General features: G+C 64.1%; 19 protein-coding genes. 13 read left to right on the top strand and 6 right to left on the bottom strand.

Annotated features, from left to right (window positions below):
• Window positions 1–96 precede the first annotated feature (96 nt).
• The 4 genes from VIG32_02310 to VIG32_02295 are packed head-to-tail and all read left to right on the top strand — an operon-like array spanning window position 97 to window position 4149.
• Window positions 97–2163: a M3 family metallopeptidase gene (locus tag VIG32_02310; GenBank protein HEY8296844.1), complete on the top strand. Its 2067-nt coding sequence runs from the start codon at window positions 97–99 to the stop codon at window positions 2161–2163.
• Entirely contained in the window at window positions 2163–2702 is a 540-nt protein-coding gene (locus VIG32_02305; GenBank protein ID HEY8296843.1) for a YbhB/YbcL family Raf kinase inhibitor-like protein, read from the top strand. The genes VIG32_02310 and VIG32_02305 overlap by 1 nt, the downstream gene beginning before the upstream one ends.
• Window positions 2703–2731: 29 nt before the next feature.
• Window positions 2732–2959 (top strand): CDGSH iron-sulfur domain-containing protein, encoded by a 228-nt coding sequence (locus VIG32_02300; protein HEY8296842.1) that lies wholly within the window; start codon window positions 2732–2734, stop codon window positions 2957–2959.
• Window positions 2960–2964: 5 nt separating this feature from the next.
• Window positions 2965–4149: a homogentisate 1,2-dioxygenase gene (locus tag VIG32_02295; GenBank protein ID HEY8296841.1), complete on the top strand. Its 1185-nt coding sequence runs from the start codon at window positions 2965–2967 to the stop codon at window positions 4147–4149.
• On the opposite strand, the gene fahA is transcribed toward VIG32_02295, so the two are convergent.
• Both fahA and VIG32_02285 read right to left on the bottom strand, forming a co-directional pair.
• Window positions 4121–5323: a fumarylacetoacetase gene (gene fahA, locus VIG32_02290; GenBank protein ID HEY8296840.1), complete on the bottom strand. Its 1203-nt coding sequence runs from the start codon at window positions 5321–5323 to the stop codon at window positions 4121–4123. The genes VIG32_02295 and fahA overlap by 29 nt on opposite strands.
• Window positions 5324–5399: 76 nt before the next feature.
• Complete coding sequence (locus tag VIG32_02285) at window positions 5400–6356, bottom strand: hypothetical protein (GenBank protein ID HEY8296839.1); 957 nt, start codon at window positions 6354–6356, stop codon at window positions 5400–5402.
• A gap of 51 nt (window positions 6357–6407) precedes the next feature.
• Between VIG32_02285 and hppD the strand changes: the two genes are divergently transcribed.
• The 6 genes from hppD to VIG32_02255 all read left to right on the top strand — a co-directional run bounded on the left by hppD (window position 6408) and on the right by VIG32_02255 (window position 14342).
• Complete coding sequence (hppD, locus tag VIG32_02280) at window positions 6408–7514, top strand: 4-hydroxyphenylpyruvate dioxygenase (protein HEY8296838.1); 1107 nt, start codon at window positions 6408–6410, stop codon at window positions 7512–7514.
• Window positions 7515–7520: 6 nt separating this feature from the next.
• Window positions 7521–8402: a deoxyribose-phosphate aldolase gene (gene deoC, locus VIG32_02275; GenBank protein ID HEY8296837.1), complete on the top strand. Its 882-nt coding sequence runs from the start codon at window positions 7521–7523 to the stop codon at window positions 8400–8402.
• 3 nt (window positions 8403–8405) lie between these two features.
• Window positions 8406–9839: an aldehyde dehydrogenase family protein gene (locus VIG32_02270; GenBank protein HEY8296836.1), complete on the top strand. Its 1434-nt coding sequence runs from the start codon at window positions 8406–8408 to the stop codon at window positions 9837–9839.
• A 10-nt stretch (window positions 9840–9849) separates the two neighbouring features.
• The gene (locus VIG32_02265; GenBank protein HEY8296835.1) at window positions 9850–11124 is read left to right on the top strand and encodes an SUMF1/EgtB/PvdO family nonheme iron enzyme; all 1275 of its coding nucleotides are present in this window, start codon (window positions 9850–9852) and stop codon (window positions 11122–11124) included.
• Window positions 11125–11128: 4 nt separating this feature from the next.
• Window positions 11129–12754 carry a peptide ABC transporter substrate-binding protein gene (locus tag VIG32_02260; GenBank protein HEY8296834.1) on the top strand — a complete coding sequence of 542 codons (1626 nt, stop codon included), beginning with the start codon at window positions 11129–11131 and terminating at the stop codon, window positions 12752–12754.
• Window positions 12755–12884: 130 nt separating this feature from the next.
• Complete coding sequence (locus tag VIG32_02255; protein ID HEY8296833.1) at window positions 12885–14342, top strand: NADP-dependent isocitrate dehydrogenase; 1458 nt, start codon at window positions 12885–12887, stop codon at window positions 14340–14342.
• A 9-nt stretch (window positions 14343–14351) separates the two neighbouring features.
• Here VIG32_02255 and VIG32_02250 read toward each other — a convergent pair whose 3' ends face one another.
• The 4 genes from VIG32_02250 to serA are packed head-to-tail and all read right to left on the bottom strand — an operon-like array spanning window position 14352 to window position 17756.
• Window positions 14352–14939 (bottom strand): histidine phosphatase family protein, encoded by a 588-nt coding sequence (locus VIG32_02250; protein ID HEY8296832.1) that lies wholly within the window; start codon window positions 14937–14939, stop codon window positions 14352–14354.
• Window positions 14935–15495, bottom strand: coding sequence for a ferritin-like domain-containing protein (locus VIG32_02245; GenBank protein ID HEY8296831.1), 561 nt, complete (start codon window positions 15493–15495; stop codon window positions 14935–14937). Before VIG32_02245 ends, VIG32_02250 begins: the two co-directional genes overlap by 5 nt.
• A 45-nt stretch (window positions 15496–15540) precedes the next feature.
• Window positions 15541–16170 carry a histidine phosphatase family protein gene (locus VIG32_02240; GenBank protein HEY8296830.1) on the bottom strand — a complete coding sequence of 210 codons (630 nt, stop codon included), beginning with the start codon at window positions 16168–16170 and terminating at the stop codon, window positions 15541–15543.
• 2 nt (window positions 16171–16172) lie between these two features.
• Window positions 16173–17756, bottom strand: a complete 1584-nt coding sequence (gene serA, locus VIG32_02235; GenBank protein ID HEY8296829.1) for a phosphoglycerate dehydrogenase — start codon at window positions 17754–17756, stop codon at window positions 16173–16175.
• A gap of 56 nt (window positions 17757–17812) precedes the next feature.
• On the opposite strand from serA, the gene VIG32_02230 reads away from it, so the two are divergent.
• The 3 genes from VIG32_02230 to VIG32_02220 form a co-directional block, all read left to right on the top strand.
• The gene (locus VIG32_02230; GenBank protein ID HEY8296828.1) at window positions 17813–18688 is read left to right on the top strand and encodes an aldehyde dehydrogenase family protein; all 876 of its coding nucleotides are present in this window, start codon (window positions 17813–17815) and stop codon (window positions 18686–18688) included.
• On the top strand, window positions 18689–19288 hold the full coding sequence (locus VIG32_02225) for a class II aldolase/adducin family protein (GenBank protein ID HEY8296827.1): 600 nt from the start codon (window positions 18689–18691) through the stop codon (window positions 19286–19288).
• Window positions 19285–20081: EAL domain-containing protein (locus VIG32_02220; GenBank protein HEY8296826.1), on the top strand; the 797-nt coding region annotated here is incomplete at its 3' end. The genes VIG32_02225 and VIG32_02220, both read left to right, overlap by 4 nt.

Raw genomic sequence — 20081 nt, 5'->3', positions numbered from 1 at the left:
TATACGTTCAATCACTAGATGATCAACGCTGCGGCTCGGCCCAGGGGGCCGAACGCCACGGATTCGGCGGAGCCGAATCCTGCTGACGGAGGTATTGTGGTTCGTCACTTCTCCCGGTATAGTGCCGGCTTTTTTGTCCTCGCGTTCGCCGCCCAAGCGGCCATCGCGCCCGCGGCGACGGCCGGCCAAACGCCGACTCGCGTCGACTGGAATCTAACGCCGGCGCAGGTTGCCGCAAGCTGCTCGAGCGAGATCGCTACCGCCCAAAAGCGCGTCGACGCGCTGGTGGCCGCCCGCAGCGCGCGCACGTTCTCGTCGGTCGTTCTGCCGCTCGAAAATTTGACCGCCGATCTCAACGACCGCACGATCGCGCAGCAGTTTCTCTTCAACGTCTCGACCAGCAAACCGGTCCGCGACGCCTCGTTGGACTGCAACAACAAAGAAGCCGGATTCTTCGCGAAGATCACGGCCGACCCGCGCCTCTACGCCGCCGTCGCAGCCGCCTCGCGCCGCGGCGAGCGCTCGGTCTACGATCGCAGTCTCACCGCGCTCTGGCTCGACACGCTCAAACGCAGCGGCGCCGGCCTCGCCGGACCGCAGCGTGCCGAGTTCGTAAAACTCAGCGGCCAGCTCACCGATCTTCAGAACCGGTACGCGCAAAATCTCGGTGAGGACGCGACGACGATCGCGATCGATTCGGCGCAGGCCAAGAGCCTGCCGGCCGACTTCGTCGCCGGTCTCAAGAAAACGGCAACCGGCTACACCGTGCCGGTCAACGAGAGCACGGCCGCGCAGTTCATGCAGAACGAAAAAGATCCCGGTGCCCGCAAAGCCTTTCTGATCGCATCGGGCAACCGGGGCGGCACGAAGAATGTAACGCTGCTCGAACAAGCGATCGCCACGCGCGACCGGCTGGCACATCTGCTCGGATATCAAACGTGGGCCGCCTATCAGGTCTCCGACCGCCTCGCCAAAACGCCGAAGCGCATCTTCTCCTTCCTCGATAATCTCGATGCCGCGCTGCTGCCCAAAGCGAAAGACGATATCGCGACGCTGACGGCGCTTAAGGCCAAGGATACGGGCAATCCCGCCGCAACGCTCGATGCGTGGGACACCTCGTATTACGACAACCTCTTGAATAAGACGCAGTACGCGGTCGATAATAATGCGATCCGGCAGTATTTTCCGGTGCAGCACACGATCGACGCCGTGCTCAACGTCTACCACACGCTGCTCGGCGTCACGTTCGTTCAAGTGCACGCACCCGATGCGTGGAACCCGGACGTTCTCGCCTATAACGTGACCGACACCAAGAGCGGCAAGCTGCTTGGAACGACCTATTTCGATCTCTTCCCGCGCCCCGGCAAGTACGATCACTTCGCTAACTTTCCGCTGCTGCCCGCGCGCAAGCTTTCTAACGGACAATTTCGGCCGGGGATCGCCGCGATCGTCGGGAATTGGCCGAAGGCGGCGCCCGGTCATCCGGCGCTCCTGAGCCACGACGACGTCGTGACGTTCTTCCACGAGTTCGGCCACAACATGGCCGCCCTGCTCGGCACGGCGCCGTACGAAACGCTCTCGGGCGGATTCGTGCAAGACTTTGTTGAGGCTCCCTCGCAGATGCTCGAAAACTTCGTTTGGCAGCCTTCGATTCTCAAACAAATCAGCTCGAACGTCGTTACGGGCCAGCCGCTCCCCGATGCGTTGATCGCCTCGATGGTTAAGGCACGGTACGTGGACAACGCGTACTTCACCACGCGGCAGATTCAATACGCGGTCGTGGACATGGATTATCACACGAGCGGGCCGCACGTCGATACGACGGCCGTTTGGGCTAAAGTCGCCCGCGAAACGACGCCGATTCCGATGGTACCGGGGACGATCCCGCAGGCGTCGTTCGGACACCTCATGGGCGGCTACGATGCCGGGTACTACGGATATCTTTTCTCGAAGGTCTACGCGCAAGACATGTTCACCGCGTTTCTGCGCGGCGGCCTCGAGAGTGCCGCGGTCGGCATGCGTTACCGCAAGGATATCCTCGAACCGGCGCGCACCCTCGACCCCGACACCGAGGTAGCGCATTTCCTTGGGCGCCCGATGAACCCCAACGCGTTCTACCGGGATTTCGGCATCACGCAGCCGCCGGCGGCCGCGTCGCATTGATGCGCTCGCTCGGGAGGTTCGCCTCCGCACTCGCAACGCTCGCGCTCTGCGCGGGCGTTGCGGTTGGAGCGCCGGCCCGATTCACGATCGCGAGCGCGACGTTTCGGGACAACGCCTTCATGCCGAAGAGTACCGTCTACGATAAAGGCGGCTGCCGGGGCGGGAATAGATCGCCGGAACTTCACTGGACGGGCGCTCCCAAAGCGACGAAGAGTTTCGCGCTCGTCGCACACGATCCCGATGCGCCGGCGCCGGGCGGCTGGTACCACTGGGTTGCCTACAACATTCCACCCACAACCCGCAACCTCGCGTTCGGCGCGCGCGTCGCGCCCGGCCAACTCGGCACCACGTCGTTCGGCGCAACGGGATACGGCGGCCCGTGCCCTCCGCCGGGAAACGTTCATCACTATCGCTTTACGCTCTACGCTTTGAACGAACCGTCTCTGCGCGGTAGTGCGCTGACCGGTCCGCAAGTCGAGGCCGCGGTGCGCGGACACGTTCTCGCGCAGACGGTGACGATCGGACTCTACAAGCAGTAGCCTGCGGCGATGCAAACGAAGGGTGCTTCGTGAGCGATGTAACGATCAAGGCGCGCGAGAGCGGCCCCTATCTAGTAACCGGCAGTTTCACGTTAATCGATGCCGACGGCAATCCGTACGAGACGGCGAATCCCAAAGGGAACGTCGCGCTCTGCCGCTGCGGCGGTTCGGCGACCAAGCCGTTCTGCGACGGAACGCACGCGAAGATCGGCTTTCAGGCGATGGAGCGGGCCGGCCGCGCGTCGCAAGAGGAGTAGCTGCCATGCCATTCTACGTGCGCGCGGGCGAACTTCCCGCGAAACGGCACATTCAGTTTCGCCGGCCGGATGGCGGTCTTTACGCCGAAGAACTCTTCTCGACCAAGGGCTTCGATAGCGTCTACTCGCTGCTCTATCATCTTCGGCCGCCGACCGCAACGCTCGACGTGCGCGATTGGAACCGGTCCGTACCGCAGTTTCTCCCCAACCAGCCGCTGCGCAATCGGCACGTTAAAACGCAGAAGCTTCACGCGCCCGGCGATGCCGTCGACGCACGCGTTCCGTTGCTCGGCAACGCCGATATCGTCCTCTCGATTGCCGACGTGGACCGTGCGATGGAGTACTTCTATCGCAACGTGGGCGGCGACGAACTGCTCTTCGTGCACCGTGGCGACGGGACGATCGAGACCCCGTTCGGCAACATCGTCTATCGCGCGCACGACTATCTCGTTCTGCCGGCGGGAACGACGTGGAAGCTCGCTCCGACGTCGCCGACTCGCCTGTTAATCTACGAAAGCTCCGGGCAGATCAAGATTCCGCGCAAGTACCGCAACGAGTTCGGGCAAATGGAAGAGCACGCGCCATACTACGAGCGCGATTTCCGGCCCCCTTCCCTGCAGGCGCCGCACGACGAGCGCGGCGAGTTCGAGGTTCGCGTGACCAATGCCGGGCGCGATGCGATCTACACGGTACGGAATCATCCTTGCGACGCGATCGGGTGGGACGGATTCTGTTATCCCTACGCGTTCAACCTCGACGAATTCGCACCGATCACCGGGAAGCTGCACCAGCCGCCGCCGGCGCACGCGACGTTCGAGGCGCCCGGCGCCGCATTCTGCGCCTTCGTGCCGCGCATGTTCGATTATCATCCGCTGGCGATTCCCGTGCCGTACAATCACTCGAGCGTCGACTGCGACGAAGTGCTTTACTACGTAAGCGGCAATTTCATGAGCCGCCGCGGCGTCGAGGAAGGGTCGATCACCCTGCACGCCGCCGGCGCGCCGCACGGCCCGCAGCCCGGCGCCGTCGAGGCGAGCCTCGGCAAAACATCGACCGATGAAATCGCCGTGATGCTCGATACGTTCAAGCCGCTGCAGATCGCGCAACGAGCGCTCGACGTTGAAGATCCGCTCTACTTCCGATCCTGGATCGAAGAACCGGCTACCGCGCCGGCAGAATCATCCCGCTGACCGAGCCGAAGCCGATGCGCCGCGCGTCGGCGCGCTCGCATGCGGCGGCGAGCGTTACGCGATCGCCGTCGTCGAGAAACGTTCGCACTTCGCCGTTGGGTAAGTTCAGCGGCTTGCTGCCGCGCCACGTTAACTCGATGAAACTTCCGTAGCTATCGGGAGTGGGGCCTGAGATCGTGCCCGAGGCGTAGAGGTCGCCGGGCCGCGTCGCCGTGCCGTTCACCGTCGCGTGCGCCAGTTGCTGCGCCATATTCCAGTACATGTACTTAAAGTTCGAGCGCGAGATCGGCGCGGGCGCGTCGCCCTCGCGGCGCATGCGCTCGCTTTCGAGCAGGACGCGCAAGACGATGTCGTAGTTCCAGGCTTGGGCGTTCTGCAGATACGGTAACGGCGCCGGAGTTTGCGCGGGGCCGGCCAGTCGAAACGGTTCGAGCGCGTCGAGCGTAACGATCCACGGCGAAATCGACGTCGCAAACGATTTGCCCAAGAATGGCCCGAGCGGCTGATATTCCCAGGCTTGAATGTCGCGCGCGCTCCAATCGTTGACGATCACCAAACCGAAGATGTGCTCGCGCGCGTCGTCGATCGGGATCGGCGTGCCGAGCGCGTTTCCCGGCCCGGTGATAAAGCCGATTTCGAGTTCGATATCGAGCGATCGCGACGCGCCTAGCGTAGGCGTCTGCACGTCGGGCGGTTTGCGTTGACCGCTCGGGCGCACGACCGGCGTACCGTCGACGACGATCGTACTCGAGCGGCCATGGTATCCGATCGGGATCCAGCGCCAATTCGGCATCAGCGGATCGCCGTCGGGGCGAAAAATTTTGCCGAGATTGGTCGCATGCTCGAGCGAGGAGTAAAAGTCGACGTAGTCTCCGACGGCGACGGGCAGGCGCATCGCCGCATCCCGCCGCGCGACCAAGAGCCGGTCGACGTTGTGTCGCTGCAGTTGCGTCGCATCCGCGCGCAACAGCTCGATCAAGCGCGCGCGCAAGGCCGCCCACGCCGGCCGTCCGGCGCCGGCCAGTGCGTTGAGCGTCGGCGCCGTCAGCAGATCGCGCGCGGCCGCGCCGTCGAGGAGGCCGGCGTTCGCGCACGCGTGCAGGTCGAGAATGCGATCGCCGATCGCCACGCCGACGTGCGGCGCGCCCTCGCGGTTGAAGACGCCGTAGGGCAGATTCTGGATCGGAAAGTCGGAGTCGGAGGCGACGTCGATCCACGACGTCAGCGTTTGGTCGATCGTATCGATGACGCTATCCTTCGAGCATGCCGAGCGCGATGAGATCGCCGATCGGCTCGCTCAAGCTGCAGCTGCCGTAACTCACGAACGACTCGCGACGCGCTAGCTCGATCTGCGAGAGCGCGGCGCTCCGGCCGTCAACGCGCAAGCCGGCGCCGTCGATCCCAAACGCCGCCGGATCGTCTTCTTCGAGAATCGCCGTCAGGTCCGCCGTATCGGCTCCGTCTCGGGCGAAGACCGCGGCGCCGAGAAGATTGAGAAACCCGTGCATGACGAACCCGCTCGCGTCGTTGGAGTGGCGCACGGGGTGATGCAGTCCGGCCGTCGCTTTGAACGCCACACGTTCGGCATGGGCCGCATGGACGAACGCCGCCAGCTCCGCCGGCGCTGGAACGGCATCGGCAGTGATGCCGCCGCATCGCACCTTCGCGCGCAGCCGGTGTCGCGCGAACGCGAAAAGCGCGCCGGAGAGCAACTCCGCGAATCGCTCGTTGCGTGGAATCTCGAGATAGACGGGCAGGTCGCGCAAGGCGGCGCCTTCGAGGAGCATGGCAAACTGTCCGACCGGGGCATCGTACGTCTCGCGGCGCGTGACCAGCGGCGGAAGCGGCACTTCGAGCGCTTCGATCGCGATGCGCCCATCGCGGCGCAGCGCGGCGATGCCGGCGAGCGCCGCCCGCGCGCTCGCCAGCCACGCCCGCGGTTCCGGTTCGGCATCGACGATGACGCTCGCCGGCAGGGCCGCCTCGCCGGGCTGCGTTTGGTCGAGCGCCGCGAGCAGTTCGCCCATGCGGCTGGCGGGCACGATGAAGCGCCCGATCGTCCACGCGTGCGGCGCGCGGCGCGCCTCGGCGTACTCGCGCAGCGCCTCGGTCATGGCGAGTTTCGCCGGTGGAAAGAGTCCGGCGTAGTCGATCAAGGCCGAAAACGCCGCCGTGGCGGCTGGGAGTTGCCCCGAGGAAGTGGTCATACGGAGGAGAGTTCGCAGGTGGTGCGCCAAGTGCATCCCGCTATGACAACGATGAGTTCGCCGAAGACCAACCCGCTGGCCCAGATCGATTGGGACTACCTCGAGTTCTACGTCGGCAACGCCAAACAGGCCGCGCACTATTACTGTTCGGCGTTCGGCTTCGACCGGGTCGCCTACGCGGGCCCCGAGACCGGCGTTCAAGACCGCGCCTCCTACGTTTTGGTTCAAAATAAGCTGCGCTTCGCGCTGACCTCGAGTTTGCGTCCGGACGACGCCATCGCGAAACACGTGGCGCTTCACGGCGACGGTGTTAAGGATGTCGCCATTCTCGTGAAGGATGCGCGCGCCGCGTTCGACCAGGCGATCGCCGGCGGCGCCAAAGCGGTACTCGAGCCAACGGTGTCATCGGACGCGAACGGGCGAATCGTCAAAGCAACGATCGCCACCTATGGCGAAACGGTGCATAGCTTCATCCAGCGCGATGGCTACCGCGGGATATTCATGCCGGGGTTCGTGGCGCAGCACGGGACGGTTGCGTTCGCGCAGAAGCCCGGTCTGCAGTTCATCGATCATTGCGTCGGAAACGTCGGCTGGGGAGAGATGGACCCCTGGGGCGACTTCTACGCGAAGGTCTTCGGCTTTTCGCAGCTCGTCTCGTTCGACGATAAGGACATCTCGACCGAGTACACGGCGCTGCGTTCGAAAGTCATGACCGACGCCGAACACCGCGTGAAGTTCCCGATCAACGAACCCGCGCAAGGCAAGAAGAAATCCCAGATCGAGGAGTATCTGGACTTCTATCGCGGCGCGGGCGTGCAACACGTCGCGATCCGCACCGACGATATCATCGCGACGATTCGAGCGCTCAAGACCAACGGGGTCGAGTTCCTCGACACGCCCGATAGTTATTACGACGATCTCGAAGCGCGCGTCGGTCACATCGACGAGGCGATGCAGATGCTGCGCGAGTTACGCATCCTCGTCGATCGCGACGACCTCGGCTACATGCTGCAGATCTTCACCAAACCGCTGCAGGATCGTCCGACGGTATTTTTCGAGATCATCCAACGCAAGGGCAGTCTGAGCTTCGGAAAGGGCAACTTCAAAGCGCTCTTCGTCTCGATCGAGAAAGAACAGGAAAAGCGCGGGACGCTCTAAACGCACATGACCATCGCGACCGTCGACGCCGTCATGCTCGAGACGCGCGCAGGGGCACTTGCGAAGCGTTCGATCAAAACCAGCACCAAAGTTGCCGGCATTCGTCTGGCGATCGGATGCATGGATCTCACCACGCTCGAAGGCAAAGATTCCGAAGGCCGCGTTCGATCGCTCTGCGCGAAGGCGATCGCGCCGGCGCCGCATCTGCCCGACGTTCCGAGCGTCGCGGCGGTCTGCGTCTATCCGAGCCTAGTCGCGGTTGCGAAGGACGCGTTACGCGGCAGCACGGTGAAGGTCGCGTCGGTCGCGACCGCATTTCCAAGCGGCCTCTCGTCGCTTGAGGTGCGCCTCGCCGACACGCAAGCCGCGATCGCATCCGGCGCCGACGAGATCGACATGGTGATCGACCGCGGCGCGTTTCTTTCGGGCAAAGAACGGCAGGTCTACGACGAGATCGTCGCCGTCAAACGCGTTTGCGGCACGATCCATCTCAAGGTCATCCTCGAAACGGGCGAACTCGTCAGTTACGACAACGTGCGCCGCGCGAGCGACCTCGCACTCGAAGCCGGCGCCGATGTGATTAAAACCTCCACCGGCAAGGCCGGAACCAGCGCCACGTTTCCGGTCGCCGTCGTCATGTGCGAGGCGATTCGGGACTACGCGCGCCGCACGGGCCGTCGCGCGGGACTCAAGGTTGCCGGCGGCGTCCGCACGACGAAACAAGCGATGACGTATCTGGTCGTCGTCAAAGAGACGCTCGGCGCGGCGTGGTTGACGCCCGATCTCTTTCGCATCGGCGCGAGTTCGCTGCTCGACGATTTGCTCATGCAGTACGAGAAAGAACAGACCGGAAGCTACGCCGGCCCCGATTACTTCCCGAAGGACTAAACGATGGCGATCTTCGATTACGCGCCGGCGCCGGAAACGACCGCCGTCGCGATCCGCGAACGGTACGGGCTCTTCATCAACGGTCAGTGGAGCGCGCCCGCGAGCGGGCGCTACTTCGCGACGATCGATCCGTCCAACGAAGCGCATCTGGCCGAGATCGCCTACGGCGACGCCGCCGACGTAGATCGCGCGGTTCGCGCGGCGCGTAAAGCCTATGACAAGTACTGGCGCAAGTTGCGTCCGGCCGATCGCGCCAAGTACATCTATCGCATCGCGCGCGCCATTACGGAGCGTTCGCGCGAACTCGCGGTGCTCGAAACGATGGACGGCGGCAAGCCGATCAAAGAGTCGCGCGACTTCGACGTGCCGCTCGCGGCGGCGCACTTCTTCTACTACGCGGGCTGGGCCGATAAGCTCGAGTGGGCGATGCGGGCCGGCGAGATTCCGCGTCCGATCGGCGTCGCCGGGCAGATCGTGCCTTGGAACTTTCCGCTGCTGATGGCCGCCTGGAAGATCGCGCCCGCCCTCGCATGCGGAAATACGGTCGTCCTCAAGCCGGCCGAAACGACGCCGCTGACCGCGCTCGCACTCGCGGCGATCGTGCGCGAGTGCGATTTACCGCCCGGCGTCGTCAACGTGGTAACCGGCGACGGCGCCACCGGTGCGGCGCTCGTCGATCATCCCGATATCGATAAGATCGCGTTTACGGGATCGACCGACGTCGGCAAGGCGATCGCGCGTTCGGTCGCGGGCACCGCAAAACGTCTCACGCTCGAACTCGGCGGTAAAGCCGCGCACATCGTGTTTGCCGACGCGCCGATGGATCAGGCCATCGAAGGCGTGGTCAACGGGATCTACTTTAATCAGGGGCACGTCTGCTGCGCCGGTTCGCGTCTGCTCGTGCAAGAGAGCGCACACGACGAAATCGTCGTGCGTCTCACCGAACGCCTCGAGACGCTGCGGCTCGGCAATCCGCTCGATAAAAACACTGACATCGGCGCGATCAATTCGAAGATCCAGCTCGAACGTATAAACGAACTGGTGCGCAGCGGCGTCGAAGCGGGCGCCACGCTCGTGCAGCAGTCGTGCACGATACCCGAGCGCGGATATTATTTCCCCGCCTCGTTTTTCACCAACGTGTCGCAATCGCACCGCATCGCGCGCGAGGAGATCTTCGGGCCCGTTCTTTCGATCATCACCTTCCGAACGCCCGAGGAGGCGATCGAAAAAGCCAACAACACGCCGTACGGACTCTCGGCCGGTATCTGGACCGACAAAGGGAGCAAAAACATGTTCGTCGCGCAACACTTGCGGGCGGGTGTGGTATGGTGTAACACCTTCAACCAGTTCGACCCGTCGTCGCCCTTCGGCGGCTACCGCGAGTCGGGATTCGGCCGCGAGGGCGGCGTTCACGGATTGGCTGAATATTTAGGGTAAGGTGAGGAACATGCAGACCCTGGCACCGGCAACCCCGGCTCTCGATCGCCCGCTTCTTGCCGACTGGTACCGGCGCAATCGCGCCCGGTCCGCGCAGATCTTCGCGCTGATCGATCCGGCCGCATACTACGCCCGTCCGATTCCGCTGCGGCACCCGTTCGCGTTTTACGAAGGCCATATCCCGGCATTTAGCTTCCTCACGTTTAACGAACGCGCGCTCGGCGAGGCGCCGGTCGATCCGCTCCTCGAGAAGCTCTTCGAACGCGGCATCGATCCCGGCTCGCTGACCGATGCGAACCGCCACGAACGGCGCGATTGGCCGCAGAAGGCCGCAATCGAAGCCTTCGGCCGCGCCTGCGACGATCGCGTTCTCGAGGCGATCGAAACGGCGGTGCTGCACGACGATCGCGCGCCGCGCCTGGCGCGCGGACAAGCCATCTACACCGCACTCGAGCACGAGCCGATGCATCACGAAACGCTGCTCTACATCATCCATCGGCTCGGCCCCGATCTCAAGGGACGCATCGCGCAAGATCATCACGATCCCGCGCCGCCGCGAAACGACCTCGTCGCGATTGCCGGCGGAACGGCGACGCTCGGTGCGGACCCGGGAAGCATTCCGTTCGGGTGGGATAACGAGTTCGGCCGGCACGAAGTCCGCGTTCCCGCGTTCGGGATCGAGCGGTATCCGGTGACGAACGCGGACTATCTGGAATTCGTACGCGCCGGCGGGCCGCCGCCGCCGTTCTGGATCGAACGCGACGGCGATTGGTATCTGCTCGGCGTCTTCGAAACGCTGCCGTTGCCGCGGTCCTGGCCGGTGTACGCGACGCACGATCAGGCGCAGGCCTACGCCGCTTGGAAAGGCTCGCGCTTGCCGTCGGAGGCCGAATACCACCGCGCGGCCTTCGGAACGCCGAGCGGAGCGGAGCGTCCGTTTCCGTGGGGTGACGAAACTCCAACGGCCGAGCGCGGGAACTTCGATTTCAATCGGTTCGACCCCGAACCCGTCGACGCGAATCCGGCCGGAGCGAGTGCCTGGGACGTGCACGATCTCATCGGCAACGGCTGGGAGTGGACGAGCACGGTCTTCGCACCGTTCCCGGGATTCGAACCGATGGCTTCGTATCCGCAATACAGCGCCGACTTCTTCGACGGGCGCCACTACGTGATGAAGGGCGCATCGCCCGTTACGGCACGCGAACTCGTGCGGCGGAGCTTCCGCAACTGGTTCTACGCCGACTATCCGTACATGTACGCGAAGTTTCGCCTCGTGAGCGCGTAGCGGTTTGCGCGCGCTCCGGGCCGCAGTGCTTCTGCTCTTTCTCGCCGCGTGTTCGCGCACCGGAAACGGCACGCCGATCGGCACGCGCCATCCGTGGACCCAGCCCGAAGTTCTGCGCGTCGACGATTGGGCCAATCCCAACTCGCTCAACCCGCTGCTCGCAAGCAACACCTCGGATAATTTTCTCGCGGGCCTCGCATTCGATCTGCTCGTTACGGTCGACGATAAGGGCAACGACGTCCCCGATCTTGCGGCCACGGTACCCACGTTAGCCAACGGCGGCATCGCCAAGGACGGGCGTACGGTGACCTATCATTTGCGCAAGAACGTGAAGTGGCAAGACGGCGTGCCGTTTACGGCCAAGGACGTGAAGTTCTCGTGGCAAGCGGTCATGAACCCCAATAACAACGTGGTCGAGCGACGCGGCTACGACGTGGTCTCCTCGGTCGATACGCCGGACCCGTACACCGTGATATTTCATTTGAAAGAAGCGTTCGCGCCGTTCGTCGACACGGTCTTCGGCGAGAGCGACGACCCGTTTCGCGTCGTTCCCGAACACATTCTGGCCAAGTATCCGAACATCAATCGCGCGCCGTTTAACGCTCTGCCGATCGGTACCGGACCGTTTAAAGTCGTGAAGTGGGTGCACGGCGATCACGTGGAGTTCGTCGCGAACGACGACTACTTCAAAGGGAAGCCAAAACTGCGGCGCATCGTCGTACGGTTCGTGACCGACGACAACACGCGCGAGGCCAGTTTGCGCTCGCATTCCGCCGACTTGCTCAACGACATCTCATTTCCGATCGTGCGCGATTTGCGATCGGCGGCAAACGTCCGGGTGCTTCTGCCGGGCTCGCCCGCCTACGAGTCGATCGATCTCAACCTCAAACGGCCTCCGCTCGACGACGTGCGCGTGCGCCGCGCGCTGGCCTACGGTATCGACGCGGCCTCGATCACGCGCGACAATACGTACGGCGCGGCGGATCTCGCCACCGAAGACATCGCCAAGAGTTCCTGGGCCTACGACCCCAACGTAACCATCTACGCCTACGATTCGGCGAAGGCCGCGCAGCTTCTCGAAGCGGCCGGCTGGAAGACGGGTGCCGACGGTATCCGGAGCAAGAACGGCAAGCGGCTCGAACTGCAGCTGGTCTACGGTCAGGGAAATCCCACCTCGCAGGTCATCGGTGCCGAGGTGCAATCGGAGCTGCGCCGCATCGGCGTCGATCTTTCAATCAAGAGCTATAACTACACGCTCTTGTATGCGACCCAGCAGCTGGGCGGCATTTTGCTCGGCGGCAAATACGATCTCGGGCTCTATGCCTGGATAGCCGGAATCGATCCCGACGACTCGCAGCAATTCATGTGCGCGTACGTGCCGCCCAACGGCAACAACATCGCGAATTACTGCAACAAACAATTCGACGCCGCCGAGAACGTCGCGCTGCACAGCTTCGACCGAAACGTCCGCAAGGCAGCCTACGCGAAAACGCAAGCGCTGCTCGCGCAAGACGTCCCCGTCCTCTTCCTCTACTATCCCAAGCGCCGGTACGCGATGAACCCCGATCTCCAAAACTTCGCGCCCAACGGCGTAAGCGAAGACTGGAACGCCTGGCAATGGTCGATCTAGGGCACCTCTCATGGTGGGCGCTTGTCATGGTGAAGTCGTCGAACCACGTTGTCTGGAGAGGCTCGGCGTGGGGGGCGGCTGAATTGCTTCGGTCGGCTCCCTGCTAAAGACGCTCGAAGGAGAGATCACGGTGACCACGACCCTTACGGCCAAAAAAGTGCCGATTACCGTTGCCCACGGCGACGGCATCGGGCCCGAAATCATGGATGCCACGCTGCGTATCGTAAATGCGGCGGGCGCGCAGCTCGATATCGAGACCATCGAAATCGGCGAAGGCGTTTACAATCGTGGATTGAGCAACGGCATCGAGCCCAGCTCCTGGGACTCTCTGCGCCGCACCAGGGTCTTTCTCAAGGCACCAATTACGACGCCGCAAGGCGGCGGGTTCAAATCGCTCAACGTTACCGTGCGCAAGACGCTCGGCATGTATGCGAACGTTCGGCCCTGCGCCTCGCTCGCACCGTACGTTGCGACCAAACACCCCAAGATGGATCTGGTGATCGTTCGCGAGAACGAGGAAGACGTCTACGGCGGTATCGAGCACCGCCAAACCAACGCCGTCACCCAGTGCTTGAAACTCATCTCGCGTCCGGGCAGCGAACGCATCGTTCGTTACGCCTTCGAGTACGCGAAAGCGAACAAGCGCAAAAAAGTGACGTGCTTTACCAAAGACAACATCATGAAGATCACCGACGGGTTGTTCCACAAGGTCTTCGACGAAATTGCCAAAGAGTATCCCGAGATCGAAAACGAGCACTGGATCGTCGACATCGGCGCGGCCAAGATGGCCGATACGCCCGAGGCCTTCGACGTGCTCGTGATGCCGAATCTTTACGGCGACGTTCTCTCCGACGTGGCGGCGCAGATCACCGGCTCGGTCGGCCTCGCCGGATCGGCCAACATCGGCGATCACTGTTCGATGTTCGAGGCGATTCACGGCTCGGCGCCGCGGCGCGCGGGCCAGAACATGGCCAATCCGTCGGGCTTGCTGCACGGCGCGTTCCTAATGCTCTCCCACATCGGTCAGGGTGAGATTGCGGAGCGCGCGCACAACGCATGGCTGCGCACCATCGAAGACGGCGTCCACACCTACGACATTTACAAAGAGGGCACGAGCAAGCAAAAAGTCGGCACGCGCGAGTTTGCCGATGCCGTCATCGAACGACTCGGCCAAAAACCGCAACAGCTCAAGGCAGCGGTGTACGCGAAGGACGCCAATCTCGATCTGGCGATTCGCGCCGCGGGAGCGGTTCCCAAGAAAGCGCACGTGGGCGTCGATATCTTTATCGATCAGCCGGACGGCGTACCCGACGAAATCGCCGCTACACTGCAACGCCTCGGCGTCGCCGGCACGAAACTCACCGTGATAAGTAATCGCGGCACGAAGGTTTGGCCCGACGGCAATCCCGACACGTTCTGGAGCGATCACTGGAGTTGCCGTTTCGAGGCCGACGGCGCCCCGTTTACGCCGGCACACGTGGTGCGATTGCTCGACGCGATGGCGAAGGCCGGGTTCGACGTCGTGAAGACCGAGGGACTCTACACCTTCGACGGCGAGCGCGGTTTCTCGCTCGCGCAGGGGCAGTAGCGCCGCGCTCTAGAGATGCGAGGAATCGTTAAGGGTGAGCAGCGCAGCGCCGGTTCGATCCACCATCACGCGCGTGATGCTCGCCGGCACGAAGCGAACGTCGATGGCGCCGGCACCGAAGAGCACGTGCAGCGCCGCGTGTAACGGACCCGCGTGGGCGACGACGAGCGCGTGTTCGTGTTCGCCTCCGCGCAGCGTATCGAGTGCGTCGCGCACGCGCTGCGTCACCGCTTCGAACGATTCGCCGCCGTCGGGCGCGTAGGAACGCGGTGCCGTAGCGTCGCCGGCCGCCAACGCCGGATACCGCTCGACGATCTCGCTCCACGTCAAGCCTTCCCACCGGCCGAAAGCAAACTCGCGCCACCGAGGGTCGCGCGCCACGTCCACGCCGTGCGGACGCGCGATTGCCAGCGCCGTTTCGTAGGCGCGACTCAAGTCGCTTGCGACCGCGTAGTCGAATCGCTCGCCGCGCAGCGCATCCGCGAGGGCCAGCGCTTGCGCGCGGCCCTCGTGACTGAGCGGAACGTCGCTTTGGCCTTGAAAGCGCCCGTCGCGGTTCCAGTCGGTCGCCCCGTGCCGAACGAAGGTGAGTCTAATGCTTGCTCCCGGCCTCCGTGCCGTGCGCCTCGAGCAGATCGGTCATATCGCTCGCGTGCTCTTCTTCCATCGCGAGAATGCCCTCCATCATACGGCGCGTGGTCGTATCGTTGTCACCGAAATACCGGATAATCTCGCGATACGATTCGATGGCGATGCGTTCGGCGACCAGATTCTCTTTGATCATGTCGATCAGATTATCGCCTTCGATATATTGCGAATGACTGCGCGTCGCAAGTCCCTGCGGGTTGAGGTCGGGCGCCCCGCCGAGTTGCGTGATCCGCTCGGCGATGAGGTCGGCGTGCGCCTGCTCTTCGTTTGCGTGCTGGAGAAATTCGGCCGCCACCGCTTCTTTGTGAATGCCCTGCGCCATGTAGTAGTGACGCTTGTAGCGCAGCACGCAGACGATCTCCGTAGCCAGCGCCGAATTGAGAATATCGACCGCCTTCTTCACGTCGCCCTTGTAGTCGCTCGTGACGGCGCCTTTCATCATATCTTTGCGTGCGCGCGCGCGCAGCGACTTCACGTCGGATAAAAACGGGGTTGCTTTAGCCACCATGCCTCCGGTTAAACGAGTAGATTGGCTAGAGGTATACCCACTTCACAGCGCTTGCCCGGGCAGATCGGCCGTGCAGCCGGCCAGGTGGCCGTCCACGCACTCGCGCAACAGTTCCCAGCGCTCGCCCTCGACGCGAAACTCGGCGTAGCCCGCGTTGACGACGCGCGGCTGCCAGAGCTGCGCGGCGCCGCGCCCGGTGGAGTCGAGGATGGCCAGCCGCACGACGACATCGTGGGTAACGATCAGCGCGTCGCGGCCCGCATCGAAGCGCGCCGCGAATCGCCGCCAGCGCTCCAACACCTCGAGCACGGTCTCCCCGAATTCGAAGGCGACGAGCTCGGGGCGCTCGCGCCAGAGGTGGTAGCGCTCGGGGTCGTTTTCGGCGATTTCCTCGCGATAACGGCCCTCCCAGGTGCCATGCGCGATCTCGATCGCGGCCGCATCGAGCTCGGGGGTCACGCCGAGCAACTCCGCCAACGGGCGCGCCGTGAGGACCGCGCGCTGCAGCGGGCTCGTGACGATTCGCTCGATTCCCGCGTCGTGGAGCGCGGCCGCGAGCGACTGCGACTGGACGCGACCCAGCGGCGAAAGATCGGCATCGCGCCGGCCCTGGTAGCGGCCCAAGCGGTTCCAGGTCGATTCCCCATGGCGAGCGACGCGAACGATTGCCACCGCTACACCACGATGCTTACGACGCGGCGCATTCCGGCGATCGCGCCGATCGCATCGAGCGTCTCGCGATCTAACGGCCGGTCGACTCCGAGCGTCATGAGCGCATCGCCGCCGCGCGCGCTGCGGCCCACTTGCATCGTCGAGATATTGACGTTCGCGTCGCCGAGGATCATGCCGACGCGCCCAACGACACCGGGCACGTCGCGATGGCGAGTCACGATGAGCACGCCCTCCAGGATCGCATCCACGTCGTACCCGTCGATCTCGACGATGCGCGGGCCGTTGTGAAGGGCGGTGCCGATCAGACGATGCGGACCCGATGCGACGGCGAGCGACGCCGCATAGGGCTCGCGCGCCTCGTCGGCGACGACGTCGAGCACGAGTCCGATCTCGGCGGCGATGGATTCGGCGTTGACGATGGAAACGCGCCGCTCGGTCGTCGTTTGCAAGAGCCCCGAGAGCAGCGCGGCGCGCAGCGGTGCCGGGTCGCTCTGCGCGAGATCGCCGCAAGCGACGAGCGTGACCGGACGCTGCAGCGATCCGTCGACGAGTTGCGGGAGTACGACTCCCAGACGATAGGCGATATCGACGTAGCGACGCACCTGTTGCGCGTCGGCGCCGCTCGGCGCGGGAGCGTTGACGGCGCCCTGCGGGGGCCGACCGGTCAGCACGTCGGCCACGTCGGTTGCGAGTTCCACGGCGATGCGCCGCAACGCTTCGTGCGTCGAACCGCCCAAGTGCGGCGTCGCGATGACGCGCGGATGACGGTGCAAGCGCGAACCCGGCGAATCGGCCGCGGGCGGTTCGTGTGCGACAACGTCGAGCGCCGCCCCCGCGATCGTGCCGGCGTCGAGCGCGGCGAGCAGCGCCCGTTCGTCGACGACGCCGCCGCGCGCGCAGTTAACGAGAATCGCGTGGGGACGCATCCGCGCGAGCCGTGCGGCATTCACGAGCGCTTTGGTCTGCTCGGTCAACGGAACGTGCAGCGTTACGATATCGGCGCGAGCGAAAAGCGCGTCGAGATCGACGAGCTCGGCGTCGTGCGCTTGCGCGCGCGCCGAACCGATATACGGATCGCACGCGAGAACCGTCATTCCGAACGCGCGCGCGCGTACGGCCACGCCCGCGCCGATGCGCCCCAGACCGACGATGCCGAGCGTCTTACCGCACAGTTCGTTGCCCACGAATTGCGCGCGTTCCCAACGGCCGGCGCGCAGCGTCGCCGTCGCGTCGGGGATGTGGCGCACGGCCGCCAGCATCATCGCGAAGGTTAGTTCGGTTGCGGCGATCGTGTTGGCCGACGGGGTGTTGACGACGACGATGCCCGCCTCGGTCGCCGCATCCACGTCGATCGCGTCGACGCCGACGCCCGCGCGCGCCACCACGCGCAGGCCGGGCCCCGCCGACAACAGCGCGCGGTCCACCCGCGTCTCCGAACGCACGATGAGAGCTTGAGCGTGCGCCAGCGCGGCGACGAGTTCGTCCCGCGAAACGCCGACGCACGAATGCACGTCGATCCCGCGTGCGCGCAGTACGTCTTGGCCTTCGGCCGCGAACGATTCGGCAATGACGCAGCGCGGATTCATTCGCCTATGGTTGCGGAGCGAGGTCGCCGGCGCCTTCGCGTCGTAGGCCATGTAGCGTGTCGAAGGAAGACCGGGATCGCCTCGCGGTCCGCAAGATGTACAAGCTCTACATTAACGGCGCATTCGTTCGCTCGGAATCCGCGCGCAGCGAACCGGTTTGGGATGGCAAAGCGTTTGGCGCGAACATCGCACGAGCCTCGCGCAAGGACGTTCGCGACGCGGTCGTTGCGGCGCGCGGAGCGCAGCCGAAATGGTGGGCGACCGCCCCGAGCACGCGGGGGCTTATTCTGTATCGCCTCGCCGAGATGATGGAGGCGCGCCGCGACGAACTCGTCGAGCGCGTGCGCGAAGGCAGCGGGGCCGCCGCCGATGCGCAAGCCGAAGTAGCCGCCGCGATCGATCGCACGATCTGGTACGCGGGCTGGACCGATAAATACGGCGCCCTGCTCTCCACGCGCAACCCGGTAGCCGGGCCGCACTTCAACTTCTCCACCCCCGAGCCGACCGGCGTCGTCGCGATTCTCGCGCCCGACGAACCCGCGCTGCTCGGCCTGGTCACGATGCTGCTTCCCGCCTTAGTGGCGGGTAATTCGGTCGTGCTCGTTGCATCGCAGCGCGACCCGCGCACCGCGATCGTCTTCGCCGAAACGCTCGCGACGTGCGACGTTCCGGCCGGCGTCGTCAACATTCTCACCGGACATCGCAGCGAACTGGGTCCGGTCCTCGCCAAACACATGGACGTCAACGCACTCGGATTCGTAGACGGCGACCCGGCATGTACGAAAATGCTGCAAACGCACGCGGCGGATAACGTCAAACGCACGCACGTGGTGCGCGGGCGCGACGATTGGTTCGCACCCGACGCGCAGAGTTTGGACGAGATCGCAGCCTATACGGAGATCAAAACGATCTGGCATCCGGCAGGTATGTAATTGGACGATTCGGCCGCACGCGACGAGATCGTTCGGTACGGTCGCGCACTCTGGGACCGGCGGCTCGTAACCGGAACGAGCGGTAACATCAGCGTGCGCTTGGATGACGGCGACATCCTCGTAACACCGGCCGGCACGTCGCTCGGCAGCCTGCTCTGCGAGCATATCGTTCGCACCGATCGAACCGGCGTCGTGCGCGATCGGGGCCGGCATCCAACGAGCGAGCTGCCGCTGCACCTGGCCGCCTACGGCGCGCGCGCCGACGTCGCCGCGGTCGTGCATTCGCACCCGACGTTTTGCGTGGTTTGGTCGAAGCTCGAGACGACGCTCCCCCGCGATACGGTGGGAGCGAGCGAGACGCTGGGCGAGGTGGCCTGCACCCCCTACCGGGCGCCGGGATCGCAGGAACTCGCCGAAATCACCGCCGTAGAATTCGCGCGCGGTATCGACTCGGTCATCATGGCCCGCCACGGACTTTCGACGGTCGGAGCGTGTCTCGAAGACGCCTTTATGCGCAGCGACCTGGCCGAAGAGGCCGCGCGCATCGCCTATTTCTGCAGGCTTGCCCTCGGCGAAACCGCAAGTAGGAGCCCACGGTGAGTTATCGTTTGCTGCCGATGCACCAGCGTTTAGCCAACGCGCTGAACTACGGCGAGTTTCAGCTCTTCTATCAGCCGGTTGTCTTGCTTACGACCGGTGAGATTGTGGGCGTCGAAGCGCTCTGCCGCTGGCCGCAACGCGATCAGACGTACGTGACGCCCGAAACGTTCATCGCGCAGGCCGAGACCTCGGGCTTCATCGTGCAATTGGGCGATTGGGTGCTGCGCACGGCCTCCGAACAAGTACGAACGTGGCAAAAACTCTTTAACCGGCGCCTGCGCCTGGCCGTGAATCTTTCGGGACGGCAATTCTTGCACTTCAATCTCGTAAAGCAGATCGAAGAAGCGCTGCGCAACGCCGGCCTAGATCCTACCGACTTAGATTTCGAGATCACCGAGACCGTCGCGATGCACAACGCCGAAGAATCGATCGGCGTCATGCGGCAACTCAAGTCGCTCGGAATCGGCATCTCGCTCGACGATTTCGGAACCGGCTACTCGTCGCTGAGTTACCTCAAACGCTTTCCGATCGACGTACTCAAAATCGACAAGTCGTTCGTGCGCGATATTCCCGAAGATGCCAACGATCTCGCGATCGTCACCGCGATCATCGCGATGTCGCACGCGCTGGGCCTCAAAGTGATCGCTGAAGGCGTAGAAACGCAGCCCCAAGGCGACTTCCTGCGCGACTGCGGCTGCGAATACGCCCAAGGCTTCTACTTCAGCCGCCCCGTCCCAGCCCCCGAACTAGAAGCCCTCCTAGCCAAAACCACCCTAACCCCAACCCCAAACGG

Source organism: Candidatus Baltobacteraceae bacterium, from assembly GCA_036559195.1.
Taxonomy (GTDB): Bacteria; Vulcanimicrobiota; Vulcanimicrobiia; order Vulcanimicrobiales; family Vulcanimicrobiaceae; genus JALYTZ01.
The sequence above is the reverse complement of the archived record's forward strand: the minus strand, read 5'-3'. Positions and strand labels throughout refer to the sequence as shown.

Bases quoted from the DNA above. Each gene is read 5' to 3' on its own strand.
- VIG32_02265 (HEY8296835.1), top strand. From the start codon at position 9,850: ATGCAGACCCTGGCACCGGCAACCCCGGCTCTCGATCGCCCGCTTCTT.
- VIG32_02270 (HEY8296836.1), top strand. From the start codon at position 8,406: ATGGCGATCTTCGATTACGCGCCGGCGCCGGAAACGACCGCCGTCGCG.
- VIG32_02285 (HEY8296839.1), bottom strand. From the start codon at position 6,356: ATGACCACTTCCTCGGGGCAACTCCCAGCCGCCACGGCGGCGTTTTCG.
- serA (HEY8296829.1), bottom strand. From the start codon at position 17,756: ATGAATCCGCGCTGCGTCATTGCCGAATCGTTCGCGGCCGAAGGCCAA.
- VIG32_02295 (HEY8296841.1), top strand. From the start codon at position 2,965: ATGCCATTCTACGTGCGCGCGGGCGAACTTCCCGCGAAACGGCACATT.
- deoC (HEY8296837.1), top strand. From the start codon at position 7,521: ATGACCATCGCGACCGTCGACGCCGTCATGCTCGAGACGCGCGCAGGG.
- VIG32_02305 (HEY8296843.1), top strand. From the start codon at position 2,163: ATGCGCTCGCTCGGGAGGTTCGCCTCCGCACTCGCAACGCTCGCGCTC.
- hppD (HEY8296838.1), top strand. From the start codon at position 6,408: ATGAGTTCGCCGAAGACCAACCCGCTGGCCCAGATCGATTGGGACTAC.